This window comes from Stutzerimonas sp. CXK-1 (assembly GCF_057738225.1).
Genome location: NZ_CM173217.1, coordinates 2047224 through 2068772 on the forward strand (window position 1 = coordinate 2047224; position 21549 = coordinate 2068772).

Consider the following 21549-nt stretch of genomic DNA (forward strand, 5'->3'; position numbering starts at 1 on the left):
TGGACTCGGTCCACATCTGCCGCTAGGGTTGCCCGATGAGCGGCGCCACCCGGCGCCGACAGCCGGAGCGAGGCAGGTCAATGCCCGATATCACCGCGGCAAGGTTTCCCGAGGACCGCGATGCGGTTCTGGCAATCTTCACCGAGTACGTTCGCAGTCCGAGCGTCAGCCTCGACTATCAAGGATATACACGCGAGTTCGCCGAACTGCCCGGCGCCTATGCGGCACCGGCGGGCTGCCTGCTGCTGGCTCGCGTCGGCCGCGAGGTGGTGGGCTGCGCCGCCCTGCGCCGGGTCGACGACACCACCTGCGAGATGAAGCGCGTCTATGTGCGTCCGCAGGCGCGTGGCCAGGCGCTCGGCCGGCAGTTGGTCGAGCGCATCCTTGCCGAAGCGCGTCGGGCTGGCTACCAGCGCATCTGCCTCGATGTGTTGCCGGAGTTCACCGCGGCACGCCAGCTCTATCATTCGCTCGGCTTCGTCGCTGCTGAACCGGTGAGCGTCAATCCGGTGCCGGGCACCGCCTTTCTCGGCCTCGAGCTGTAACCGATGGCCAATCTGCCGATTGTTCGCCTCAAGCCTCCTGGCGAAGCCGCCGAACTGGCGCCGTTCGCCGGCATGCCGCCGGAGCGGATCTTCATGCCTGACAGTGCGGCGAGCTGCGAAGCGGCACTGCGTGAGCTGCTCGCCTGGCCAGGTCCGATTGGCTTCGATACCGAGTCCAAACCCACGTTTCGCGTCGGTGAGCATTCGGACGGCCCCCACCTGATCCAGTTCGCAACCCCGCAGCGCGCCTACCTGCTGCGGGTCGCCATTGCTGAATGCCTGCCGGTCGCCAGGGCCGTACTGGAGAACCCGCGCCTGGTGAAGCTTGGCTTTGGCCTGAAGTCCGACCGCAGCCGTCTGCAGGGCCGGTTGGGCATCGCCTTGCGCGCCGGTATCGACCTGGGCAGCGTGTTGCACTACGAGGGGCGCAAGGGCCAGGTCGGCTTGCGCGGTGCGCTGGCAGCCCTGCGTCAGGAGGCAATCGCCAAGTCGCGGCGGCTGTCGACGTCCAACTGGGCAAGCCTGCAACTGAGCGAGGCGCAGCAGCGTTATGCCGCCGACGACGCCTATGGCGCGCTGCAGATATTCGTGGCGCTGGAGGACGAGGTGCAGCAAAGGCTCCTCGCGCTCGCCCGTACGCCGGAGCGGTGATGTCATTGCGACAGCCTATCGGGCCGATAGAGCAAATTGTCGTCCGGGGTCTCTCCAGTTCGCCGTAGCGCGGCCGAATTACACAGTGGGCGGTAGGTCCCTCCCTTCACTGGATGCCAAGAATGTTCAACAACCAACTCAAGCGGGAGCTGTCGGCGCTTCGCGAGGAAGCCTCGATCAGCCGACAGATCAAGGACTCGCTGTACCGCGAGATGATGGTCCTCGAAGTGGACCCGCAAGGACGCATCCAGCACGCGAACGAAACCTTTCTCGCCGAAATGGGCTACCGCCGCGACGAGTTGCTCGGCCGGCCGCTCGACGGCCTGTTTTCCGCGCAGTTTCGCAGCGAAGCCAACTATTCCAGGCTGCAGACCGCGATACGCCAGGGCGAGCATTTGTCCGGCGCCTACCGCCTGTTGCGTGCCGATGGCAAGGAGGCCTGGCTGCGCTCGATCTGGCAGCCGATCAAGGCGGCCGATGGCGCGCTGCTGCACATCACGCTCTGCGCCAACAACCTGACCCGCACCATCGAGTCCTCGCGCGAGGCCGAGAGCGTGATCAACGCCCTGCAGCGTTCGACCGCGGTGATCGAGTTCGACCTGAGCGGCCACGTGCTGACCGCCAACCAGCGCTTCCTCGACGGCATGGGCTATCGCCTGGAGCAGATCCAGGGCAAGCACCACCGAATGTTCTGCGAACGAGAGGAAGCCGAGTCGGCCGAGTACCGCGCCTTCTGGGAGCGCCTCAACCGCGGCGATTTCGTGGCGGCCCGCTTCAAGCGCATCGATGCCCTTGGCCGTCCGGTATGGCTGGAGGCTTCCTACAATCCGGTGCACGACGCCTACGGCAAGCTGTACAAGGTGATCAAGTTCGCCACGGTGATTACCGAGCAGGTCCAGCGCGAGATGGCGGTGGCCGAGGCGGCGACGATCGCCTACAGCACGTCGCAGCAGACCGACCTCAGCGCCCAGCGTGGTGCGCAGGTGGTGCAGCAGACCGTCGAGGTCATGCATCAGATCGCCCAGCAGATGCAGGACGCGTCCGATGGCATCGAGGCGCTGGACAAGCAGTCGCAGCTGATCAGCGCGATCCTCAAGACCATCAGCGGCATTGCCGACCAGACCAACCTGCTCGCGCTCAACGCCGCCATCGAGGCCGCGCGTGCCGGTGACCAGGGGCGTGGCTTCGCTGTGGTGGCCGACGAGGTACGCCAGCTCGCCGCGCGAACCAGCAAGGCGGCCGAGGAAATCGTCGGGGTGGTGCAAAAGAACCAGGACCTGGCGCAAGCCGCCGTGCACAGCATGTCGGCCAGCCGCAGCCAGGCCGAGCAGGGCCTGGAATTCGCCAATCAGGCCGGCGCGGTGATCGTCGAAATCCAGGACGGTGCGCAGCGGGTGGTGAGCGCGGTCGGTCAGTTCGCCAGCCAGCTGAACAGCGACAATCGCTAGCGGCGCACGTTGCCCGCACGGCCAGACAACCTGCCTGGCCGTGCGCTCGCGTTACAGCGCGTCCCAGGCATAGCGCACGCCCAGCCAGCCGGCACGCGGCGCCCCCGGGGCGATGAACTGCTCATGGCGCCATTCGTCCGGGTCGCTGGCGAAGGCGTTGCCGGCGCCGACGAAGGGGTTCTCCGCGAGCGCGCCGGATGTCGCGTAGCGCTTGTCGAACAGGTTGTCGACTCGACCGAACAGCGTCCAGCCCGGTGCGAACCGGTAATCGGCGGTGAGATTGACCACCGCATAGCCCGCCAGCTTTCCGCTGCCTTCGAATTCGTCGTTGGGCCGGTGACGGTTGTTCTCGTTGCCGCGCACGTACTGATCCGAGTAGGCCAGCACGGTGGTGCCCAGCCGCAACCGGTCGTTCAGGTTCCAGTCCAGGCCGAGCTTGAGGTTGTGTCGGGGCAACCCTGGCAGGTAGTCGCCGCTGGCGATGCGGATTTCGTCGTCCGGGCAGCCGCCCTCGCCTTCGGTGCTGTTGTTCTCGGCAAGAATGCAGGCCGAAGAGCGGAAGGTCGCATGCAGCCAGGTGTAGTCGACCCGCCAGTCCACCGGCCCCTGCGTGCCGGCCAGGCCGAACTCGATGCCCTGGCGCTGCGTGCGGCCGAAGTTGGTGAAGTAGCCCTGGCTGCCGCCGGTGCCGACGAACAGCAGGTCGTCATGGTTGATGCTGCGGAAAGCCCCGAGATTCCAGCGCGTGCCGCCGGCCAGCTCGCCGCGCAGGCCGAGCTCCAGCGTGCGCGTGACGACCTGTTCGAGGAAGGGGTCGGCGGCCATGGCGTTGGGCAGGCTGCAGGGATTTTCGGGGTCGGCGCAGCCGAGTTCGATCGGCGTCGGCGCACGGTTGCCCTGCGAAAAGCCGCCATACAGCGTCAGCGCCGGCTGCAGCTGCCAAGCAAAGCCCAGGGCCGGGTTGAGTTTGTGGTAGGTGAAGTCGCCGTCGAGGTCGTCACCCATGCGGTCGGAGTTGACCACGCGCGTGCGGTTGTAGCGCAGCGAGCCGGTCAGCTGCAGGCGCTCGGTCAGCGACCAGGTGTCGGTCGCATAGAGGCTCGAGGTGCGGGTGCGGCCCAGCAGGCTGTTGACCTGCTCTTCGTCCTCGCTGGCAAGGATGCCGCGCTCGTCGGTCAGCTCGCCGCCCTGCTCGCTTTGCTGGAAGCTGGCGCGGGTGTTGTCATGCGTCAGGCCGAAGGCAAACTGGTGGGCGCCGGCGTAGTGCGTCCATTGCAGCGCCAGCCCGTAGGCGCGCTGCGTGGTCTGGGTGCGGTTCAGCACGCCGCTTTCCGGGCCTTCGCCGATAAAGCCGTCGTCGGCCCACTCCTCGTATTCATCCTCGTATTCGTCGTTGCCGTCGCCATTGAGCGTCTGCGTGCGGGTGCGACGCAGGTAAAGGGTGCCCGATAGCCGATCGCGCTCGCTCAGCCAGTGGCTGGCCGAGAGTGCCATCAGGTGGCTCCTGTTCTCGGTCTGGTCGGGATAGGTAAAGATCGCGTCGTCGTCCCGATCATGCAGGCTTTCAGGCAGCAGGCCGTTGCCGATCAGGTCGTTGTCGGCATGCGCCAATGTCAGCGCCACGTCGGTGCTGTCGCTGGTCCAGGCGAACTTGCCGAACAGCTGCCGCACTTCGGAGGGCGAATGGTCACGCCAGCCATCTTCGTCCATGCCTTCGGCCGCCAGGTACCAGGAGAAATTCTCGTGGCTGCCGCCCTGCTCGACCGCCGCGCCGTAGCGCCCGAAGGAGCCGCCGTACACCTCGGCCGAGCCGCCCGGATGGGTATCGCCGCGCTTGGTTTGCAAGGCCAGCGCCCCGCCCAGGGTGTTGAGCCCGTAAAGCGGGTTCGAACCGGGCACGAGCGTGGCGCTGGCGAGCGCGGTATTGGGTATCAGGTCCCAGTGCACCACGTCACCGAAGGCTTCGTTGATCCGCACGCCGTCGAGAAACACCGACATGCCCTGCGGCGTGCCCAACAGCGGAGAGGCGGAGAAGCCGCGGTAGTTGAGGTCCGCCTGGTAGGGATTGCCCTGGGTTTCGTTGAGATTCACGCTCGGCAGGCCGCGCTGCAGCTTTTCGGCCAGCGATTGCCCTCCCAATCGATCGAGCTGCCGCTCATCGAGTGTCTGCACATTGGCAGGCACCTGGTCCTTCGGCAGGTCGATGCCCGGCAGTGGGGTCGTGGCGACGACCTCCGCAGCCTCCAGTTCGAGTGGCTCGTCGGCGTGAGCCAGGCCGGGCAACAGGCCGGCGATGGCCAGGGAAAGCAGCGTGCGCCGGGGCAGCCGGCGACTACTGAACTGAGATTGCATCGGGTAGTTCCTTGTTCTTGTCAGGCGGATCGAGGCCGAACGAGCCGGCGGGCGGCTCCCTACGTCGGTTTGGGCAGGCCGTGCTGGCAACCTGCCAGGGCGATTATCAGAAGGAGCCTGGCTGCGCCGACAGGGAAGATTTCCCGGTTCGTGCGGGAAAACTTCCCGGCGCCGCGGAGATTGGTCGTACGACCTGCGCACTAGGTCTACGCCGCCTTTCGGGCACATCCAGGCAGCAGCGGCACGGCCGTGCGGCGCTGTTTGCCGGCCGGCGGGAATGGGTGAATTCGGAGGCACGCCAGGCGGCCGAAGGCTGCCGGGCGCGGGGCGGTAACGGGACGCGGCGGTCGGCAGGTGGCCTGCCACCTGCCCGTCGACGGAGTTGAAGCGGCTGGTGGTCAGGCTTCGCAGAGCATGCGTTCGCCGACCCGCAACAGGCCCTGGTCGATGGCCAGGTGTACCAGCTCGGCCTGGGAGCTTACCTCGAGCTTGTTCTTGAGCAATGCCATGTGGTTGGACACGGTCTTGCTGCTGATGCACAGACGCTGGGCGATCTCACGGGTGCTGATGCCGCGCGCGAGCATGATGAACACTTCCATCTCGCGCGGCGTCATGTCCGCCAGCCGCCCCTGGCTGGCCGAACTCGACGCGCGCTGGCAGGCCAGCTCGACGGCCAATGGCTGTTCGATGAACGGCTGCCCGGCCAGCACCTTGCGCACCGCCTCGACCAGCACGTCCGGTGCGCAACGCTTGGTCAGGTAGCCGGATGCGCCGGCATCGAGGGCCTGCCGAACGAGAGCCTGCTCATCGTGCATGCTGAAGATCAGCACGGGCAGCAGCGGCAGGCGCTGGCGCAGGCGCCGGCAGGTTTCCAACCCGCTGATGCCCGGCAGCCCGAGGTCAAGAATTACCAGGCTGGGCACCTCGTCCTGCACGCTCTGCAGGGCCTGCTCGCCGCTCGCGGCTTCGGTTACCACCACTTCAGGCAGCAAGGCGGTCAGCAGGCTGGCGTAGCCCTGACGGACCACTGCGTGATCGTCGACCAGCAGAATGTTCATGTTGTCGCTCCTGTGCAGGGCAGGTTGAGATAGAGCGTCCAGCCGCGCCCCGGGCAATGCCGCAAGCGCAGCCGGGCGCCGAGACAGCGGGCGCGCTCGCGCATCGAGCGCAGGCCGACGCCGGTGCCCCCGGGCGGCTGGCCGTGGCCGTTGTCGGCGACCAGCAGGCTCAGGCCGCGAGTGCCGCCACGCAGCTGCAGGCTGACCTGGCTGGCCTGCGCATGCCGCGCGACATTGGTCAGCGCCTCCTGGGCCAGCCGGTAGAGGTGCAGCTTGTCGTCCATGTCCAGCGAGGGCATCGTGCCGCGCAGGCGAAACCGGCATGCGATGCCCTGCGAGGCCTGCCACTGCTCGGCAAGCTGGGCGATGGCCTGCTCCAGGCTGAGATGCTCGAGCATGACCGGATACAGGTCGCGGACCAGCCCGCGAAAGCCGTTCTGCAGGTCGAGGCTGTGCTGCTCAAGGTGCGCGGCGGTCTCGCGCACGGCTTCGGGGCGGTCCGCCTGGACACGGAGCAGGCAGGCGCGAGCACGGATGCCGGCGACATACTGGCCGAGATCGTCGTGCATCACCTGCGCCAGGCGTGTGCGTTCGCGCTCCTGCAGCTCCATCAGGGTACGGTTGAGCCGCAGGTTGTCGGCTTCGGCCGCTTCCAGCGCGCCGGCCATCTGGTTGAACTGCCCGGCCAGCCGCTGGGCCTCCGGCAGACGTCGTGCCACCAGGCGTGTGGCCAGCTGCCCGCGCGATATGCGCAGCAGCCCGCCGAGCAGGTCTTCCAGCACGCCCAGTGCATGGCCGACGGCCCAGCGAATGGTCAGCAGGCTCAGCGCCAGGGCCAGGCCGAACAGCGCCAGCAACTGCAACAACGAGTCCCAGACTTCCTCGACCTCGTCGTCCGGGTTGACGGTCAGGCGGATCTGCTGGCCATCTTCGAACTGCACGGTTTTCGCTGGCATCACCTGGGGATACAGCCACTGGCTCAACCAGCGGCGATGCTGCCCTTCGGCTGTGGCTACCGGCTCTGCCCCGGCCGCGATGCGCTCGACCCGGATGTGCCGGAGGCTGTCCTGCAGGCCGCTGGCCAGGGCCTGCGGGTGGCCGCGCAGGCTGAGCGCGAGGTAGTCGACGACCTGTTGCGCGGCATCCATTTCGCGTTGCACGTCGTGCGCGGCCTGGCGCAGCAGGACGCTCATGCACACGAGTGTCACCGCCGCGAAGAACAGCGCCACCAGCAGGTAGGTGCGACCAAGGGCATTCATCGCGCCGCCCTCACTTGACTACGAAACGCCCTTCCATGCCCTTGTTCTGCAGGCCCTTGCAATAGAAGGGGTAGCTGCCGGGCTTGATCGGCAGGAAGAAGATCTCCGCTTCGCCGGCGTCCTCGAATTCCAGTTCGGTAAGGGTCATCGCCTTGATCTCGACGCCGCCGGCCTCGACCTTGCGCAGAAAGATCGAATGCGCGAATTCCGGGGCCTGGAAAGCGCACTCCTTCTGACCGTCGGAGATCACCTTGAGCTGGTAGGCGACGCCGGTTTCCAGCTGGTATTCCTTCTGCGAGACCGCGTAGTCGCTTTCTTCGGAGCCGAACTTGAGATCCGGCAGGGCCTGGGTGCGGCGCGTCAGGTCGCCGGCGGCATGACATTGATCGAAGCCGATCAGGCTGGCGATGAACAGGGCGTTGAGCAGCAGCGCTTTGCAAGTGGGCATGGGACGGCCTCGTTATTGTTATCGGTCTCGCCATCCTAAGGCGCGGCGCCTGCGTCTTCCTCCTACCTTGGTAGCGATGGTGCCGACGCCAACCGGCATTGGCGGGCACCTACGGGCCGCACGCAAGGACCGCGCGGCAACCTCGCAGCGCCCGAAAACCCGGGCTGGCAAGGCTGCATCGGCCCTCGCACCAGGCTTGCAGCGGGCCGTCTTGCGCGGCCAGTCCCTCGGCAGCGCTACCAAGGTAGCGACACCAAGGTAGCGATCCATTTCCCAGCTCTGCCGCCGCAATATCCCTGTATTCGTGATGCCAATTGGACATCAGTCGGCCCCGGCCGCCCTGCTCCAGCGCTTGCAGCAGGCCCTTGAGTTTTCCTTAGTATTTTCAGGAGTGCCAAGCATGATCCCCCTGCGATCCATACAACACCGAATCGCGCTCATCGGCGGGCTGTGCCTGCTGGTGACGGCGGGCATACTCATCGGCTACAGCGTGTTTCTTGCCAGCTCGACGCAACGGCTGGTCTCCGGCCGCGTCAGCCAGCAGGCTCAGGACGATGCGCTGCAAACCCTGCAGCACCTGGGCGGCAAGTACGCCGGCGAGATCCGCTCGGAGTTCACCGAGGCGCTGGAGGCCGCACGCGGCATGGCAACCACCTTTGCCGTCGCGAAGATGAGCGGTGCCGCCAGTGGCGGCCTGCAGATGGGCCGCGATGAGGTCAACGCCGTTCTGCTGAACGTGCTCAAGCGCTACCCGAACTTCAACGGCACCTACGCCTGCTGGGAGCCGGACGCCATCGATGGCCAGGACCTGCTGTTCCAGGACGGGCAGAACGGCAACAACCTCCAGACCGGGCGTTTCACCCCGTACTGGACGCGCGCAGCCGATGGCACCATCGCGGTCCAGCCACTGGTCGAGTACGACACCCTGGACAAACACCCCAACGGGGTACTCAAGGGCGGCTGGTACATCGGGCCGAAGGAAACCCAGCGCGAGAGCGTGCTCGCCCCCCTGCCCTACATCGTCCAGGGCAAACAGGTGTGGCTGGCAACCCTGTCGGTGCCGATCGTGGTCGACGGTCGCTTCCTCGGCGTGGCGGGCACCGACTACAACCTTGATTTCGTGCAGAAGGTCAGCGAGGAAGTCTCGGGCAAGCTGTTCGACGGCCAGGGCGAAGTGGCGATCATCAGCGACCAGGGGCTGATCGTGGCCGAGAGCCGCAAGCCGGAACTCATCGGTCAGCATTTCCAGAAGATTCTTCCGGACTGGCAGGCGCTGCTGGGCTCCATCCAGGGCGGTGAAGAGCTTGCGCGGCTCGACGACGACGGCATGGTAACGGTGTTCGCGCCCATCGAGCTGGGGCGTACCGGCAAGCCCTGGTCGATGATGCTGCGCATCGACAAGGACATCGTGCTGGCCCAGGCCGCCGAGCTGGAGCGCGAGATGAGCGCACAAAGCGAGCGCAGCGTGCTGCAGCAAATCGGCGTAGGCGTCCTTATCTCCCTGCTTGCCGTGGTGGCGCTGTGGTTCTCCTCGCGTTCGGTGGCACTGCCCATTCGCAAGGCGGCCAACCTGGCACGAGCCATTCAACAGGGCGATCTGTCCCAGCGGCTGGGCCATCGCTCGGCGGACGAGGTTGGCCAGTTGTCGCTCAGCCTCGATCGCATGGCCGACAGCCTGCAGGAGCAGGTAGCCGTAGCCGAGCGGATTTCCCAGGGCGACCTGGCGGTCGACGTGCGCCTGGCATCCGAGCGCGATCAACTGGGCCTGGCCTTGCGGCGCATGGTCGAGAACCTCAACGGGCTGGTGTCGCAGGTGCAGCTCAGCTCGCAGCTGATCAACGACAAGGCTGGCCAGGTGACCCACCTCAGCCAGGAGCTGGCCGGCGGGGCGACCGAGTCCGCCTCGGCGGTGACCGAGATCAGCGCCACCATCAGCCAGATGGCGACGCAGATCCGCCAGACCTCCGGCTATGCCAGCGAGGCCAACGGGCTGTCGCGCAGCGCCGAACAGGCCGCTCGCGGCGGCAACGAGCTGATGGCGACGCTCAAGGCCGCGATGCAGGAGATCAACCAGTCCGGCCAGGACATCACCAACATCATCCGGGCGATCGAGGAGATCGCGACGCAGACCAACCTGCTGGCGCTGAATGCGGCCATCGAAGCGGCGCGTGCCGGCGAGCACGGCCGCGGCTTCGCCGTGGTGGCCGACGAGGTTCGCCAGCTCGCCGGGCGCAGTGCCGAGGCCGCACAGCGCTCGACGCGTCTGATCGAGGAATCCAATGCGCGCACCATCAAGGGCATGGAGCTGACCGACGAGACCGCGCAAGCGCTCGAAGCGATCGTCCAGGGCGCCGCGCAGGTGTCGCAACTGGTCGATGAGATCGCCTCGGCATCCAGCCAGCAGGCGTCAGGCATTGAGCAGGTCAGCCTCGCCATCGGTCAGATCGACGAGGTCGTGCATCACAACAGCAGCAATTCCGAGCAGACCAGCCAGACGGCGCAAGAGCTTACCCAGCAGGCGCAGCAGATGATCGTTCAGGTCGGCCGCTTCACCGTCAAACGCCTGGGCTAGGCCCACGGGCGGCCTCTGCGGAGGCCGCCATGCAGCGTTGCATTTCTACGACCTTGGTACACAGCGACTGGTACTTTCTGCATATTTCCCCACCCCGAGTCGGTTCCTATGCTGGCCGCAACCCCTGAGGAGTTGCCCATGCGACCGCTCGCGATCCGCACCCTGTTTTCACTGATGGCGCTCGGCGGCGTGCTGACTTCCGTGCAGGCCGCCCCTCCCCCGGCGCCCGCACCGCTGGAGGTGCGCATCGGCTATCTGGGCTATCGGCCCGATCCCGGGCCGCTGCTTTCCAACGTCATCCCCGAACCTGCGGACGCCGGCCTGCGCGGCGCCGAGCTGGCGATCACCGACAGCAACACCACCGGGCGCTTTCTCAAGCACAGTTACAGCCTGGAAGCGGTCAGTGCAGAAGACCCCGAGGCGCTGCTCGCCGGCGCCCGCCGCCTGTACGAGGCCGGCTTGCGCCTGATGGTGGTCAACGCGCCGGCGCAGGAATTGCGCCAGCTCGCCGAGGCCTTTCCCGACGCGCTGCTGATGAATGCCGGCAGCGCCGACGATGCACTGCGTCAGGCCTGCCTGCCGAACGTGCTGCATACCTTGCCCAGCCGCAACATGCTGGCCGATGCGCTCGGCCAGTTTCTCGCCGCACGGCGCTGGAACCGCTGGCTGCTGATCGTCGGCAGCACGCCAGAGGATCAGGCCTACGCCGCGGCGCTCAAGCGTGCGGCCAAGCGTTTCGGCCATCGCATCGTCGCCGAGAAGCCCTGGACGTTCGATAACGATCAGCGCCGCACGGCGCAGGCGGAAATGCCGTTGTTCACCCAGACCGCCGAGTACGACGTGGTGCTGGTGGCCGACGAACGTGGCGACTTCGGCGAGTACGTGCCCTACCAGACCTGGTATCCGCGCCCGGTGGCCGGTACCCAGGGCCTGACGCCGACCGGCTGGCACAAGACCGTCGAGACCTATGGCGCGGCACAGCTGCAGAATCGCTTCGAGGCGCATGCGGGGCGCTGGATGAACGACCGCGACTTTGCCGCCTGGATCGCGGTGCGCAGCCTTGCGGCTGCGGTCACCCGTCTCAGAACCACCGACGTGACAGAGCTGCGCGCGCTATCGCTTACCGATCAGCTGCCGCTCGACGGCTTCAAGGGGCGCAAGCTGAGCTTTCGCCCCTGGGACGGCCAGCTGCGCCAACCCATCCCGCTGGTGCACCCGCGCGCGCTGGTTTCCACCTCCCCGCAGGAGGGCTTTCTGCACCCGACCAGCGAGCTGGATACGCTGGGCCTGGACGCGCCGGAAAGCCGCTGTCGGCTGAGCGAGGTGGGCTTGTGAGAGGCCCTGCCCAGCTTGCCGCGCTGGCGGGCCTGTTCGCGTTCCAAGGCAGCGTCGTGGCGGACGAGCTCGGCTACGAGGCCTACCTGGACAGCCCCAAGCGCATCAAGTGCCTGTATGGCTACGTCACCGCCAAGACCGGCAACTTCGATGCGGCCCGGGCGATCTTCGAAGACTGCGTGGCACGCTGGAACGATGTCTATTCACTGATTTCGCTGGCGCAGATGTACGAAAGCGGCAGCGGCGTGCCGGTCGACCTTGGCAAGTCCGCCGAGCTGCTCAAACAGGCAGCGGCCCAGCCGGACGACGCGAGCTACGTCAGCCTGGCGCGCTATCACTGGGGCGTGGCGCTCGCCGAGGGGCGTGGCGTCGCGCCTGATCTGGCACAGGCGCGCCATTGGCTTCGCCGTGCCGCCGAAGGTGGCCAGGAAGAAGCCCTGCAGTACCTCGCCGAGCTTGACCAGGGATCGCGTGCCGGCGATGCCGGTGCCGCCGTCAGACCCTAACGACCAGACAAACAACAACAAGGACCACCACATGCCTCGCCACCCGCTCGCCGCTGCCGTTCTCTGCGCCCTGGGCTGTGCCCTGATCGGATCGGCGCATGCCGCCACGGCCTATGTGTCCAACGAAAAGGACGACAACATCAGCGTGATCGATCTCGATCGCATGGAGACGATCGAGACCATCGACGTCGGCATGCGCCCGCGCGGGCTGACGCTGTCGCACGACAACAAGCTGCTCTACGTCTGCGCGAGCGATTCCGACACCGTCCAGGTCCTGGACCTGGCGACCCGGCAGATCATCAAGCAACTGCCTTCGGGGGCGGACCCGGAGCAGTTCGCCCTGCACCCGAACAACAAATGGCTGTACATCTCCAACGAGGACGATGCGCTGGTCACCGTTGTGGATGTCGACAAGGAAGAGGTGCTCGCGCAGATCGACGTCGGCGTCGAACCGGAGGGCATGGCGGTCAGCCCGGACGGCAAGTGGGCGGTCAACACCAGCGAAACCACCAACATGCTGCACTGGATCGATACCGCCACCAACCAGCTGGTCGACAACACCCTGGTCGACCAGCGGCCTCGGCACGTCGAGTTCACCCGCGACAGCAAGCAGCTCTGGGCCTCGGCCGAGATCGGCGGCACCGTCAGCGTGGTCGATGTCGACAGCCGGCAGATCCTCAAGACGCTCCACTTCCAGATCAAGGGCGTGCACCCGGACAAGGTGCAACCGGTTGGGGTCAAGCTGACCTCCGACGGCAAGTACGCCTTCGTCGCGCTGGGGCCTGCCAACCATGTCGCGGTCGTCGACGCGAAGACCTTCGAAGTGCTCGACTACCTGCTGGTCGGGCGCCGCGTCTGGCACATGGCTTTCACCCCGGACGAGCGCATGCTGCTGACCACCAACGGCGTCAGCGGCGACGTTTCGGTGATCGACGTGCCTTCGCTGAAGGTGACCAAGTCGATCAAGGTCGGCCGGTATCCGTGGGGCGTGGTGGTCAAGCCATGAACGCGCTGGAAGTCGAGGGCATCGGGTTCAACTACGGGGCCCGCCGCGCGCTGGATAACGTCGGCTTCGTGACCGAGCGCGGCCGCTTCACCGCCCTGCTCGGGCCCAACGGGGCGGGAAAGTCCACGCTCATCGCCCTGCTCACCCGCTTGTACGACCTGCAACAGGGCGAAATTCGCGTCGAGGGCTACAGCCTCAAGAGCCAGCCGCGCCAGGCCCTGCAACGCATGGGCGTGGTGTTCCAGCAGAGCACGCTGGACCTGGACCTGACCGTGGAACAGAACCTGCGCTACCACGCCGCCCTGCATGGCTTGTCCAGCGCCAGGGCGCGCTTGCGCATCGACATGGAACTCGAGCGGCAGACCCTCACCGAGCGCCGCCGTAGCAAGGTGCGCGAGCTCAACGGTGGCCATCGCCGGCGGGTGGAAATCGCCCGCGCCCTGCTTCATGAGCCCAGCGTGCTGCTGCTCGACGAAGCCAGCGCCGGGCTGGACCCGGCCAGCCGCCAGGGGCTCAACGATCATGTTCGCCAACTCTGCCGCGACGATGGCATGAGCGTGCTGTGGACCACTCACCTGCTCGACGAGGTGCTGGCCGACGATCATCTACTGGTTCTCAAGCAGGGCCGGCTGGTGGCGCAGGGCCCGGCTGCCAGCCTGGTCGACGATGAGGAGGATCTGGCCGCCAGCTTCTCGCGGTTGACCGGCGAAGGCGTCGCCTCCACAAGCCGTGCGCGCCCGGTCGGCACGGCGGGCGGGCCCAGGGATACGGCGTCGCGTGACGCCACTGCTTCGCAGGTGCGCTCATGAATGCCTATTGGGAATGTCTGCGCGGCATCGTGGCCCGCGAATGGCTGCGTTTCGTTCAACAGCGTTCGCGCTTTCTCAGCGCCCTGGTACGCCCGCTGCTCTGGCTGCTGGTGTTTGCCGCCGGATTCCGTGCGGCGCTGGGCATCGCCATCATCGAGCCGTACGACACCTATATCACCTACGAGACCTACATCGTCCCCGGGCTGGCCTGCATGATCCTGCTGTTCAACGGCATGCAGGGTTCGCTATCGATGGTCTACGACCGCGAGATGGGCAGCATGCGCGTGCTGCTGACCAGCCCCCTGCCCCGTGCGTTTCTGCTGGCGAGCAAGCTGCTGGCCACGGCCTTGATCTCGCTGCTGCAGGTCTATGCGTTCTTTGCCATCGCCTGGCTCTATGGCGTGCAGCCACCGGCGTCCGGCCTGCTCGTCGCACTGCCGGCGCTGCTGCTGGTGGCGCTGCTGCTCAGCGCGCTGGGCCTGCTGCTGTCCAATGGCATCCGGCAGCTGGAAAACTTCGCCGGGGTGATGAATTTCGTGATCTTCCCGATGTTCTTCCTCTCCTCCGCGCTCTATCCGCTGTGGAAGATGCGCGAAGCCAGCGAATGGCTGTACTGGATCTGCGCCGTGAATCCTTTCAGTCACGCCGTCGAACTCGTGCGTTTCGCGCTCTACGAGCAATTCAACGCACTGGCGCTGGCTGTCTGCCTGGGGCTGACCCTGTTGTTCAGCCTGCTGGCGGTGCTGAGCTTCAATCCGCAGCACGCGGCGCTGCGTCGCGCTGCCTGAATTACTACTTTCGTACCGCTTCGGCTGTCCAACGTAGGATTTGCACGGGGCGCCCATTGTTCTGTAATCGCTCAACGAAAGGATGGGACCAGAACCATGAGAATGCGGATGCTCACCGGCCTGCTGATGGCGCTTCCCCTGTTCGCTGCGGCTGCCGGCACCGGAGCTGCGGATGCTGCGCTGTTCTCCGCCGAAGGCTATCGGCAGGACCAGTACCGCAGCCCCACGCCCGATACGGCCGAAGGCGCGCGTACCCTGTCGACCGAGCAGCTCAAGGCGCTGCTCGAGCAGGACCCCAGACCCGTGCTCGTCGACGTTTACCGTCGCCAGTGGCTGGCCGGCCAGTTCATCGACAGCGAGCCGCATGCCAACCTGCCGGGCAGCATCTGGTTGCCGAACACCGGTGATGGCAATCTGGCGCCGGAATGGGCAAGCTACTTCACGCGCAATCTGCGGCAGGCCACCGGCGGCGATAAAGACCGGGCGCTGGTGTTCTACTGCCGATCCGACTGCTGGCTGAGCTGGAATGCGTCGATGCGCGCACACCGGCTGGGTTACACGGACATCTACTGGTATCGGGATGGCGTGGACGCCTGGGAGCAGGCAGGCCTGCCACTGCAACCGGCGCGACCCGTGCCGCTGGAGGCGACTGCCAGCGCCGCCCGATAAGCTCACCATAATCACAACAAGAGGTGCCCAGCCTTGTACAAGATTCTCATAGCCGATGATCACCCGCTGTTTCGTGAGGCGATCCACAACGTCATCCGCGATGGCTTTCCCGACAGCGAAATTCTCGAAACCGCCGATCTGGACAGCGCCCTGGCACTGACCCAGGAACACGACGATCTCGATCTGGTACTGCTGGACCTGAACATGCCGGGCATGCACGGCCTCAACGGGCTGATCAACCTGCGCAACGAGGCCCCTACCATTCCGGTGGTGATCGTCTCGGCCGAGCAGGACAAGCAGATCGTCCTCCAGGCCATCACCTACGGCGCCGTGGGCTTCATCACCAAGTCGTCCCCGCGCGCACAGATGACCGAAGCCATCGAGCAGATCCTCAATGGCAACGTCTATCTGCCCTCGGACATCATCCGCAGCCAGAAGCCCACCACTCGCCACCATCACAGCGAGCCGTCGATTCCGCCGGAGCTGCTGCAAGCACTCACGCGCAAGCAGCTACTGGTGCTCGAACGCATGACCAAGGGCGAATCGAACAAGCAGATCGCCTACAACCTCGACATCGCCGAGACCACGGTCAAGGCCCATGTCTCGGCCATCCTGCGCAAGCTGAACGTGCATAACCGCGTACAGGCCATTCTCTCGGCCAGCGATATCGACTTCTCCAGCTACCTGCGCCGCTAAACAAGCCGCCGGCCGCCAGATTTCCCCAACCGCTGCCCCTGGCAGCGGTTTTTTTATGCCGCCGCCAGGGAGCGTTGCATCAGGCGGGAGCCTGACCGTGCTCGAGCAGGTGGCACATCGCGGTCTTCAACTTCATCGGCCGTACCGGCTTGTGCATCAGCATGTAGCCGAGTTCGCGCACTTGCTGTTTCAGGTCGTTGCTGTAGTTGGCGGTGATCATCAACGCCGGTAACGGGCTGGCACGGCGGTCGTTCACCGTGGTGACGACGTCGATGCCGGTGTGCCCGTTGTCCAGGTGGTAGTCGGCGATCATCAGGTCGGCCTCGGCATGGAAGTTATCGACCTGGCGCGCCAGGTCCTCCTCCGAGAGCGCCGTGGTCACCACGCAGCCCCAGCCTTCGAGCAGGGTGCGCATGCCAGCACAGATCGCCGTGTCGTTGTCCAGCACCCAGACCCGCGCGCCGTGCAGGCGCTCGAGCGCGAGTTCCGCGGTGCCCGGCTCCGGGCGAGCCTTGGGCGCGCGTTTGGCCAGTGGTACTTCGATCGAGAACTTCGAACCACGCCCTGGCTGCGAGCTGACCTGGATGCGATGCCCGAGCATGCGCGCGATCTTGTCGACGATCGCCAGCCCGAGTCCCAGGCCACGGTCCTGATTGGGCCGCACGCCCTCGCCGCGCTTGAATTCCTGGAAGATCTCCTCGAGCTTGTCGCTCGCGATGCCGACACCCGTGTCCCAGACTTCGATCGACAGGCTCTGGCGACGCCGCCGGCAGCCCAGCAGCACCCTGCCCTCCGGCGTATAGCGGATGGCATTGGTCAGCAGATTGCGCAGAATCCGCGCCAGGAGCTGGATGTCGCTACGCACCAGCGCTGAGCACGGAATGAAGTCCAGCACCAGGCGCTCGGCGCCGGCGATCTGGCGGAACTCCATGGCAAGGTTTTCGAGCAGTTCGCTGACGGCGAACGGCGCGATGTCCGGTTTGATCACCCCGGCGTCGAGCTTGGAGATATCCACCAGGGTGCCGAGCAGGTTCTCGACGTCTTCCAGCGAATTGCTGATGTTGCGCACCAGCCCGCCGTTGGCCTGTGGCGTCGGCTGTTCGAGCAACGCGCTGGTAAACAGCCGCGCGGCGTTGAGCGGCTGCAGCAGGTCATGGCTGACCGCGGCAAGAAACTTGGTTTTCGACAGGTTGGCCAGCTCGGCCTCGCGCTTGGCCTCGCGCAGGCGTGCCTCGACGCTGCTGCGCTCGTCGATCTCGCGCAGCAGCTGATCATTCAGGCTGGTCAGCTCGGCGGTGCGCTCGCGCACCCGCTGTTCGAGGTTCTGGTAGGCCTGGTGCAGCGCCTCGGCGGTGCGCCGGCGATCGGTGATGTCCTGGATCAGCACGAAGATGCCCGCCACCTCGCCGTTGGCCAGGCGATTGGGCACGTAGGAGCGCAGCATGTAGCGCTGCTGGCCGTTGTGGTTGCGCTCTGCCATCTCGAAGCTGACGCTTTCACCGGACAGCGCCCGGTCGATATAGGGCTCCAGCTGCCGCCAATGTTCGCCACTGTGCACCTCACGCAGGCTCTGGCCGAGCATGCCGTCGCTCGGCCAGCGATACCACTCCTCATAAACCTTGTTGGTGAATTCGTAGGTCAGGTCCGAAGACACATAGGCGATCAGTGCAGGTACGTGGTCGGTGATCAGACGAATCCAGCGCTCGCTCTGGCGCAGGGCTTCGGCATGCCGATAGCGCTCGGTGATGTCGGTGAAGGTATTGACGAAACCGCCGGTGGGCAGCTCGTGGGTACGAATTTCCAGCACGCGCCCATCGAACAGACGCTGCTCCAGCACCCTCACCGGCTGCCCGGCGCTGTCGAGCGTGTTGGGCGTCAGCAGGCTCAGTTCGCTGTCGACCATGACCTCGTCGAACGGTCGATGCGCTTCGATCGGCGCCAGGCCGCAAAGCTCGAGGAAACGGTGGTTCCACAGCTCCAGTGCACCCTCGGCGCTGACCATCGCCACGCCCTGCGACAGGCTGTCGACGGCTCGCTGCAGCAGGCGCGACTTCTGCGCCAGCGCCTGCTCGCGGCGCATGGTTTCACTGACCTTGACCTCGGTGATGTCGGTATAGAGCACCACCAGGCCGCCTTCCTGGGTCGGCCGCTCGCTGACCTGCACCCAGCGTCCGTTGTTGAGGCGGTACACGGTCGGCTCGTCACCCTTGCCGCGGTGTTCTTCGACGATCAGCCCGGTGCTTTCGGCCAGCCGGCGCACTTCGGCCAGGCGCGTTCCGGCATTGATGCGCGCGCGGGTACGGCTCCACAGCGACTTGAAGCGGCGATTGAACAGCACGATGCGCTGATCGCGGTCGAACAGCACGAAGGCGTCGGAAATGCTCTCGATGGCATCGATCAGATGCTGATGCGCTGTCTCGGCGCGCAGGCGCGCGTCGCTGAGCAGACGGTTGCTGGCCTTGAGCTCGGCCATGGCCTGGTTCAGCGCATCAGTGCGCTCGCGGACCTGCTCGGCCAGCTCCACCGAATGCTGGAAGGCTGCATAGGACGCATCGCGCCCCGGGCCGCTGCTCTCGACGCGCTCGATCAGGGCGGCGTTGATGCGACGCAGTTTCTGGTTTTCGCGTTCGAGCTCGGCCAACCGGGCCAGCGGATCAACGGACACATCGTCCTCCTGGGCGGCCAATGGCGACGCCGGTGAAGGTCTGGTTGATGTGCATGCCGTTGTACTGCTCGCCGTAGGTGTTGAAGCCAATCACCTGCTGCCGGCGCAGAAGCTCCGAGGCCGCTTCGCCAAGCCCGCGCTCCTCGACCTCCAGGCGACGCAGGAAGCAGTCGCAGCCGATGGTCAGCAGCGGCGCGCCCAGGCGCTGCTCCAGGCGCTCGAACAGTGCGGTCAGGTTCGGCAATAGCGGGCCGGGCTCCATGGCGGTGAGCACGATGCCGTTTTCCACCGCACAGTAGAACGTCAGGCTGAGGTCGTCGTTGACCTTCTGGATCGCGCGCACGTAGTAATGCTCGTTGATGCGCACGGCCAGTGGGTGCGCGGCGAACAGGCGGTGATCCAGCTGTTCCACAGGAACGCCGATCAGGCGTGCATATTCCTTGGCGGCCGGCTCCGCGTTGAGTTCGTATACCCGGCGCGCCTGGCTGTCAGCCTCGGTCACGACGAGCTTTTCGCTGCGCGGCAGGATGTGGTGGGTGGTGAAAACCTCGAAATCGAGCCAGGTATTGACCAGCACGACAATCGCGGCTCCGGCATGGAAGCGGCCGTTGTAATAGACGTGGGTGCGGGTCAGATGGTTGTCGTCGCCGGCCGAGCCGCCAAAGTGCGGGATGCTGCCGAACGCGGCGCTGAGTGCGGCGAGCACGACCTCCTCGCGGCTGGACAGGCCGTCGAGCAGGGTCAGGGCGAAGCTGTGGTCCTTGATTGGCGCGAGCGAATTGCTCCGGCAGTCGGCGCCCAGGCGCTCGACCAGTTGCTGCGCGTCGACCAGGCCAAAGCGGTCCATTTCGTCGATCAGCTCGCAGGCGATCGAGAAGTTGCGGTGGTCGAAACCGATGGCCGAGACGCAGCTGCGGCTGTAGCCCTGTGCAGTGATTTCACCGGCCGAGGTGCAACCGACCAGGCGCACGCCGCCGAAATACTGTTCCAGCGCATCGCCCAGCGCCTCGAGGTCGTATTCGGCCGAACAGAAGAACAGCACGAAGCCCAGGTGCGGATGCATGAGCTGACGCGCCAGATCCTGCGCCACGGTTTCGGCCGAGCGCGACTCGGACATGGCAGTACGGACCACCTCGTTCTGCTGTTCTGCCACTTCCGCGCTCCCGCACAGCTCTGAATGTCCACATTCTTGGGCAGGGTTTGCAAGGCGCAAATGCTACTTGAGTACCGGTACAGGCCTGCGTAGGTAGCAGCGCGACGCTTTGCCTCGTCAGCTATGCCGCTAATAGCGGCGGGCAGAAATGCGAAAGGCCGGCCCTTGCGGGTCGGCCTTTGGCTGGAGGTCGGGGCGTGGCACGTCGCTTCGCGGCCGGCCACTGCAGGCAACGGAGGGAGCGGCCTACGGCTCGTTGTCCCTCCGCGCCCCGCCGCCGTGGCGGATCAGAAGCTCAGCGCAGCACCGACGGCGAAGGTGCGGGTGTCTTCGTCGAGGGTCGAATCGTCACGACCGGCGATCTCGAACTGGTTCAGTTCGGCGACCAGCTTCAGGTTGTCGTTGACGTCGTGGAACAGCGCGATGCCACGGGTTTCGTAGTCGGCTGCCGAACCCAGACCGTTGCCGTCATCCTTGGTCTTGCCGTAGGACAGCGCCACGCGGTTCTTGCCGAAACGATAGGAGCCCTGCAGCAGGTAGCCGTCGCTGTCGATTTCGCGCAGCAGCGCTTCGCCAGCGTTGTTGGTGAAGAACGGGTTGATGCCTTCGGCCTGGAAGCCCGAGGCGGTCAGGGACAGATTGCCCATCTTGGCCTGCACGCCGTAGCCTATGCCCTTGGAGTCGACTTCTTCGATGCTGCTGTCGGTGTTGTCCGAACTCTGCTGCATGCCGTTGATCCAGGTGTAGAACTGGGTGCCGCCGACATCGAACTGGTAGGTGACTTCGGTTTCGAAGCGCGGCGCTTCCTGGTACGCCTTGTCCAGCGTCGAGCTGGTGTCTTCGGTGGTATCGACCGGGTCCATGATACCGACCGCGATGCGCAGGCCATCCATTACCGGCGAGCGGTAGGTGATCTGCGAGGTCGGGAACGGGTACGGGTAGCCGGTGCCGATGTTGCCGAAGGACACGCCGCCACCGTCGACCAGCCCGAGGGTGTCGCTGACCTGGCCGTAGCCGGTGAGCATTTCGTCGAGCAGGATGTTGGAGCGGGCGAACAGGCCGAAGTCCTTACCGAACAGCACTTCACCCCACTGCTCGTTCGACGCGGTGCCGTAGAACTGACGAACGTCGATGTCGGTCGCAGTGCCGTTGGTTTCGCTGTCGTTGATGGTCACCCAGAAGGAGGAACGACCGCCCAGCTTGATGTCGTCGACCTGCTTGCTGAAATTGAAACCGATGTAGTTAGGCAGGAAGCCCATCTTCACCCGCGACTGCTTGCGATCGAACTGCTCGCCATCGCGGTCCACATCACTGTTGACGTAGAAGGTGTTGAAGTAGCCGTCGGTCGAAAAGGTCATGTCGTTCTTTTCGTACAGCACGATCTCGGCCAGGGCAGTCTGGCTGATCGACATGGCGACGGCACTGGCCAGGGCCAGCGGCAGCAGTGTTCTAGTGGTTTTTTTGTTGTTGTGCATGGCGCTCTCCGCTTATGGACGACGTAGGGGTCGTGTCGGAGGCGATTATCGAAACGGTCTGGGCGTCCCCATACGCTGCGATGGCGGCGAATGGCTAGTACTTTGGATGGGGAG

18 protein-coding genes are annotated in these 21549 nt (G+C 65.6%); 11 read left to right on the forward strand and 7 right to left on the reverse strand.

Annotation, left to right across the window (positions count from 1 at the left end):
- The first annotated feature begins 80 nt into the window (after window positions 1-80).
- The 3 genes from AC0KXH_RS09565 (at window position 81) to AC0KXH_RS09575 (ending at window position 2644) form a co-directional block, all read left to right on the forward strand.
- Window positions 81-545, forward strand: a complete 465-nt coding sequence (locus tag AC0KXH_RS09565; RefSeq protein WP_041105484.1) for a GNAT family N-acetyltransferase — start codon at window positions 81-83, stop codon at window positions 543-545.
- A gap of 3 nt (window positions 546-548) precedes the next feature.
- Window positions 549-1196, forward strand: a complete 648-nt coding sequence (locus tag AC0KXH_RS09570) for a 3'-5' exonuclease (protein WP_488224574.1) — start codon at window positions 549-551, stop codon at window positions 1194-1196.
- Window positions 1197-1318: 122 nt separating this feature from the next.
- A complete protein-coding gene (locus tag AC0KXH_RS09575) occupies window positions 1319-2644 on the forward strand; it encodes a methyl-accepting chemotaxis protein (RefSeq protein WP_043220188.1) in 1326 nt (441 codons plus the stop codon).
- A 51-nt stretch (window positions 2645-2695) separates the two neighbouring features.
- On the opposite strand, the gene AC0KXH_RS09580 is transcribed toward AC0KXH_RS09575, so the two are convergent.
- The 4 genes from AC0KXH_RS09580 to AC0KXH_RS09595 all read right to left on the reverse strand — a co-directional run bounded on the left by AC0KXH_RS09580 (window position 2696) and on the right by AC0KXH_RS09595 (window position 7761).
- A complete protein-coding gene (locus AC0KXH_RS09580; protein WP_488224575.1) occupies window positions 2696-4996 on the reverse strand; it encodes a TonB-dependent receptor in 2301 nt (766 codons plus the stop codon).
- A gap of 398 nt (window positions 4997-5394) precedes the next feature.
- Window positions 5395-6054, reverse strand: a complete 660-nt coding sequence (locus AC0KXH_RS09585; protein WP_488224576.1) for a response regulator — start codon at window positions 6052-6054, stop codon at window positions 5395-5397.
- Window positions 6051-7313, reverse strand: coding sequence for a sensor histidine kinase (locus tag AC0KXH_RS09590; RefSeq protein ID WP_488224577.1), 1263 nt, complete (start codon window positions 7311-7313; stop codon window positions 6051-6053). Before AC0KXH_RS09590 ends, AC0KXH_RS09585 begins: the two co-directional genes overlap by 4 nt.
- 10 nt (window positions 7314-7323) lie before the next feature.
- Window positions 7324-7761: a cupredoxin domain-containing protein gene (locus AC0KXH_RS09595; RefSeq protein ID WP_041105489.1), complete on the reverse strand. Its 438-nt coding sequence runs from the start codon at window positions 7759-7761 to the stop codon at window positions 7324-7326.
- Window positions 7762-8164: 403 nt separating this feature from the next.
- Between AC0KXH_RS09595 and AC0KXH_RS09600 the strand changes: the two genes are divergently transcribed.
- The 8 genes from AC0KXH_RS09600 (at window position 8165) to AC0KXH_RS09635 (ending at window position 16142) form a co-directional block, all read left to right on the forward strand.
- Entirely contained in the window at window positions 8165-10333 is a 2169-nt protein-coding gene (locus AC0KXH_RS09600; protein ID WP_312571296.1) for a methyl-accepting chemotaxis protein, read from the forward strand.
- A 174-nt stretch (window positions 10334-10507) separates the two neighbouring features.
- Window positions 10508-11668 carry an ABC transporter substrate-binding protein gene (locus tag AC0KXH_RS09605; RefSeq protein ID WP_312358820.1) on the forward strand — a complete coding sequence of 387 codons (1161 nt, stop codon included), beginning with the start codon at window positions 10508-10510 and terminating at the stop codon, window positions 11666-11668.
- Between the two features lie 23 nt (window positions 11669-11691).
- Window positions 11692-12174, forward strand: a complete 483-nt coding sequence (locus AC0KXH_RS09610; RefSeq protein ID WP_488224602.1) for a tetratricopeptide repeat protein — start codon at window positions 11692-11694, stop codon at window positions 12172-12174.
- A 31-nt stretch (window positions 12175-12205) separates the two neighbouring features.
- Window positions 12206-13180 carry a YVTN family beta-propeller repeat protein gene (locus AC0KXH_RS09615; protein WP_041105838.1) on the forward strand — a complete coding sequence of 325 codons (975 nt, stop codon included), beginning with the start codon at window positions 12206-12208 and terminating at the stop codon, window positions 13178-13180.
- Window positions 13177-13989 carry an ABC transporter ATP-binding protein gene (locus AC0KXH_RS09620; protein WP_269262549.1) on the forward strand — a complete coding sequence of 271 codons (813 nt, stop codon included), beginning with the start codon at window positions 13177-13179 and terminating at the stop codon, window positions 13987-13989. Before AC0KXH_RS09615 ends, AC0KXH_RS09620 begins: the two co-directional genes overlap by 4 nt.
- Window positions 13986-14777 (forward strand): ABC transporter permease, encoded by a 792-nt coding sequence (locus AC0KXH_RS09625; protein ID WP_041105491.1) that lies wholly within the window; start codon window positions 13986-13988, stop codon window positions 14775-14777. Before AC0KXH_RS09620 ends, AC0KXH_RS09625 begins: the two co-directional genes overlap by 4 nt.
- A 96-nt stretch (window positions 14778-14873) precedes the next feature.
- Window positions 14874-15446 (forward strand): PQQ-dependent catabolism-associated CXXCW motif protein, encoded by a 573-nt coding sequence (locus tag AC0KXH_RS09630; RefSeq protein ID WP_488224578.1) that lies wholly within the window; start codon window positions 14874-14876, stop codon window positions 15444-15446.
- Between the two features lie 33 nt (window positions 15447-15479).
- Window positions 15480-16142, forward strand: coding sequence for a response regulator transcription factor (locus AC0KXH_RS09635; RefSeq protein ID WP_041105493.1), 663 nt, complete (start codon window positions 15480-15482; stop codon window positions 16140-16142).
- 79 nt (window positions 16143-16221) lie between these two features.
- On the opposite strand, the gene nahK is transcribed toward AC0KXH_RS09635, so the two are convergent.
- The 3 genes from nahK to AC0KXH_RS09650 all read right to left on the reverse strand — a co-directional run bounded on the left by nahK (window position 16222) and on the right by AC0KXH_RS09650 (window position 21435).
- Complete coding sequence (gene nahK, locus AC0KXH_RS09640; RefSeq protein WP_376748523.1) at window positions 16222-18807, reverse strand: hybrid sensor histidine kinase/response regulator NahK/ErcS'; 2586 nt, start codon at window positions 18805-18807, stop codon at window positions 16222-16224.
- A complete protein-coding gene (gene nosP, locus AC0KXH_RS09645; RefSeq protein WP_041105495.1) occupies window positions 18797-19960 on the reverse strand; it encodes a nitric oxide-sensing protein NosP in 1164 nt (387 codons plus the stop codon). The genes nahK and nosP overlap by 11 nt, the downstream gene beginning before the upstream one ends.
- Window positions 19961-20247: 287 nt before the next feature.
- Entirely contained in the window at window positions 20248-21435 is a 1188-nt protein-coding gene (locus AC0KXH_RS09650) for a porin (protein WP_041105496.1), read from the reverse strand.
- Between the last annotated feature and the right edge of the window lie 114 nt (window positions 21436-21549).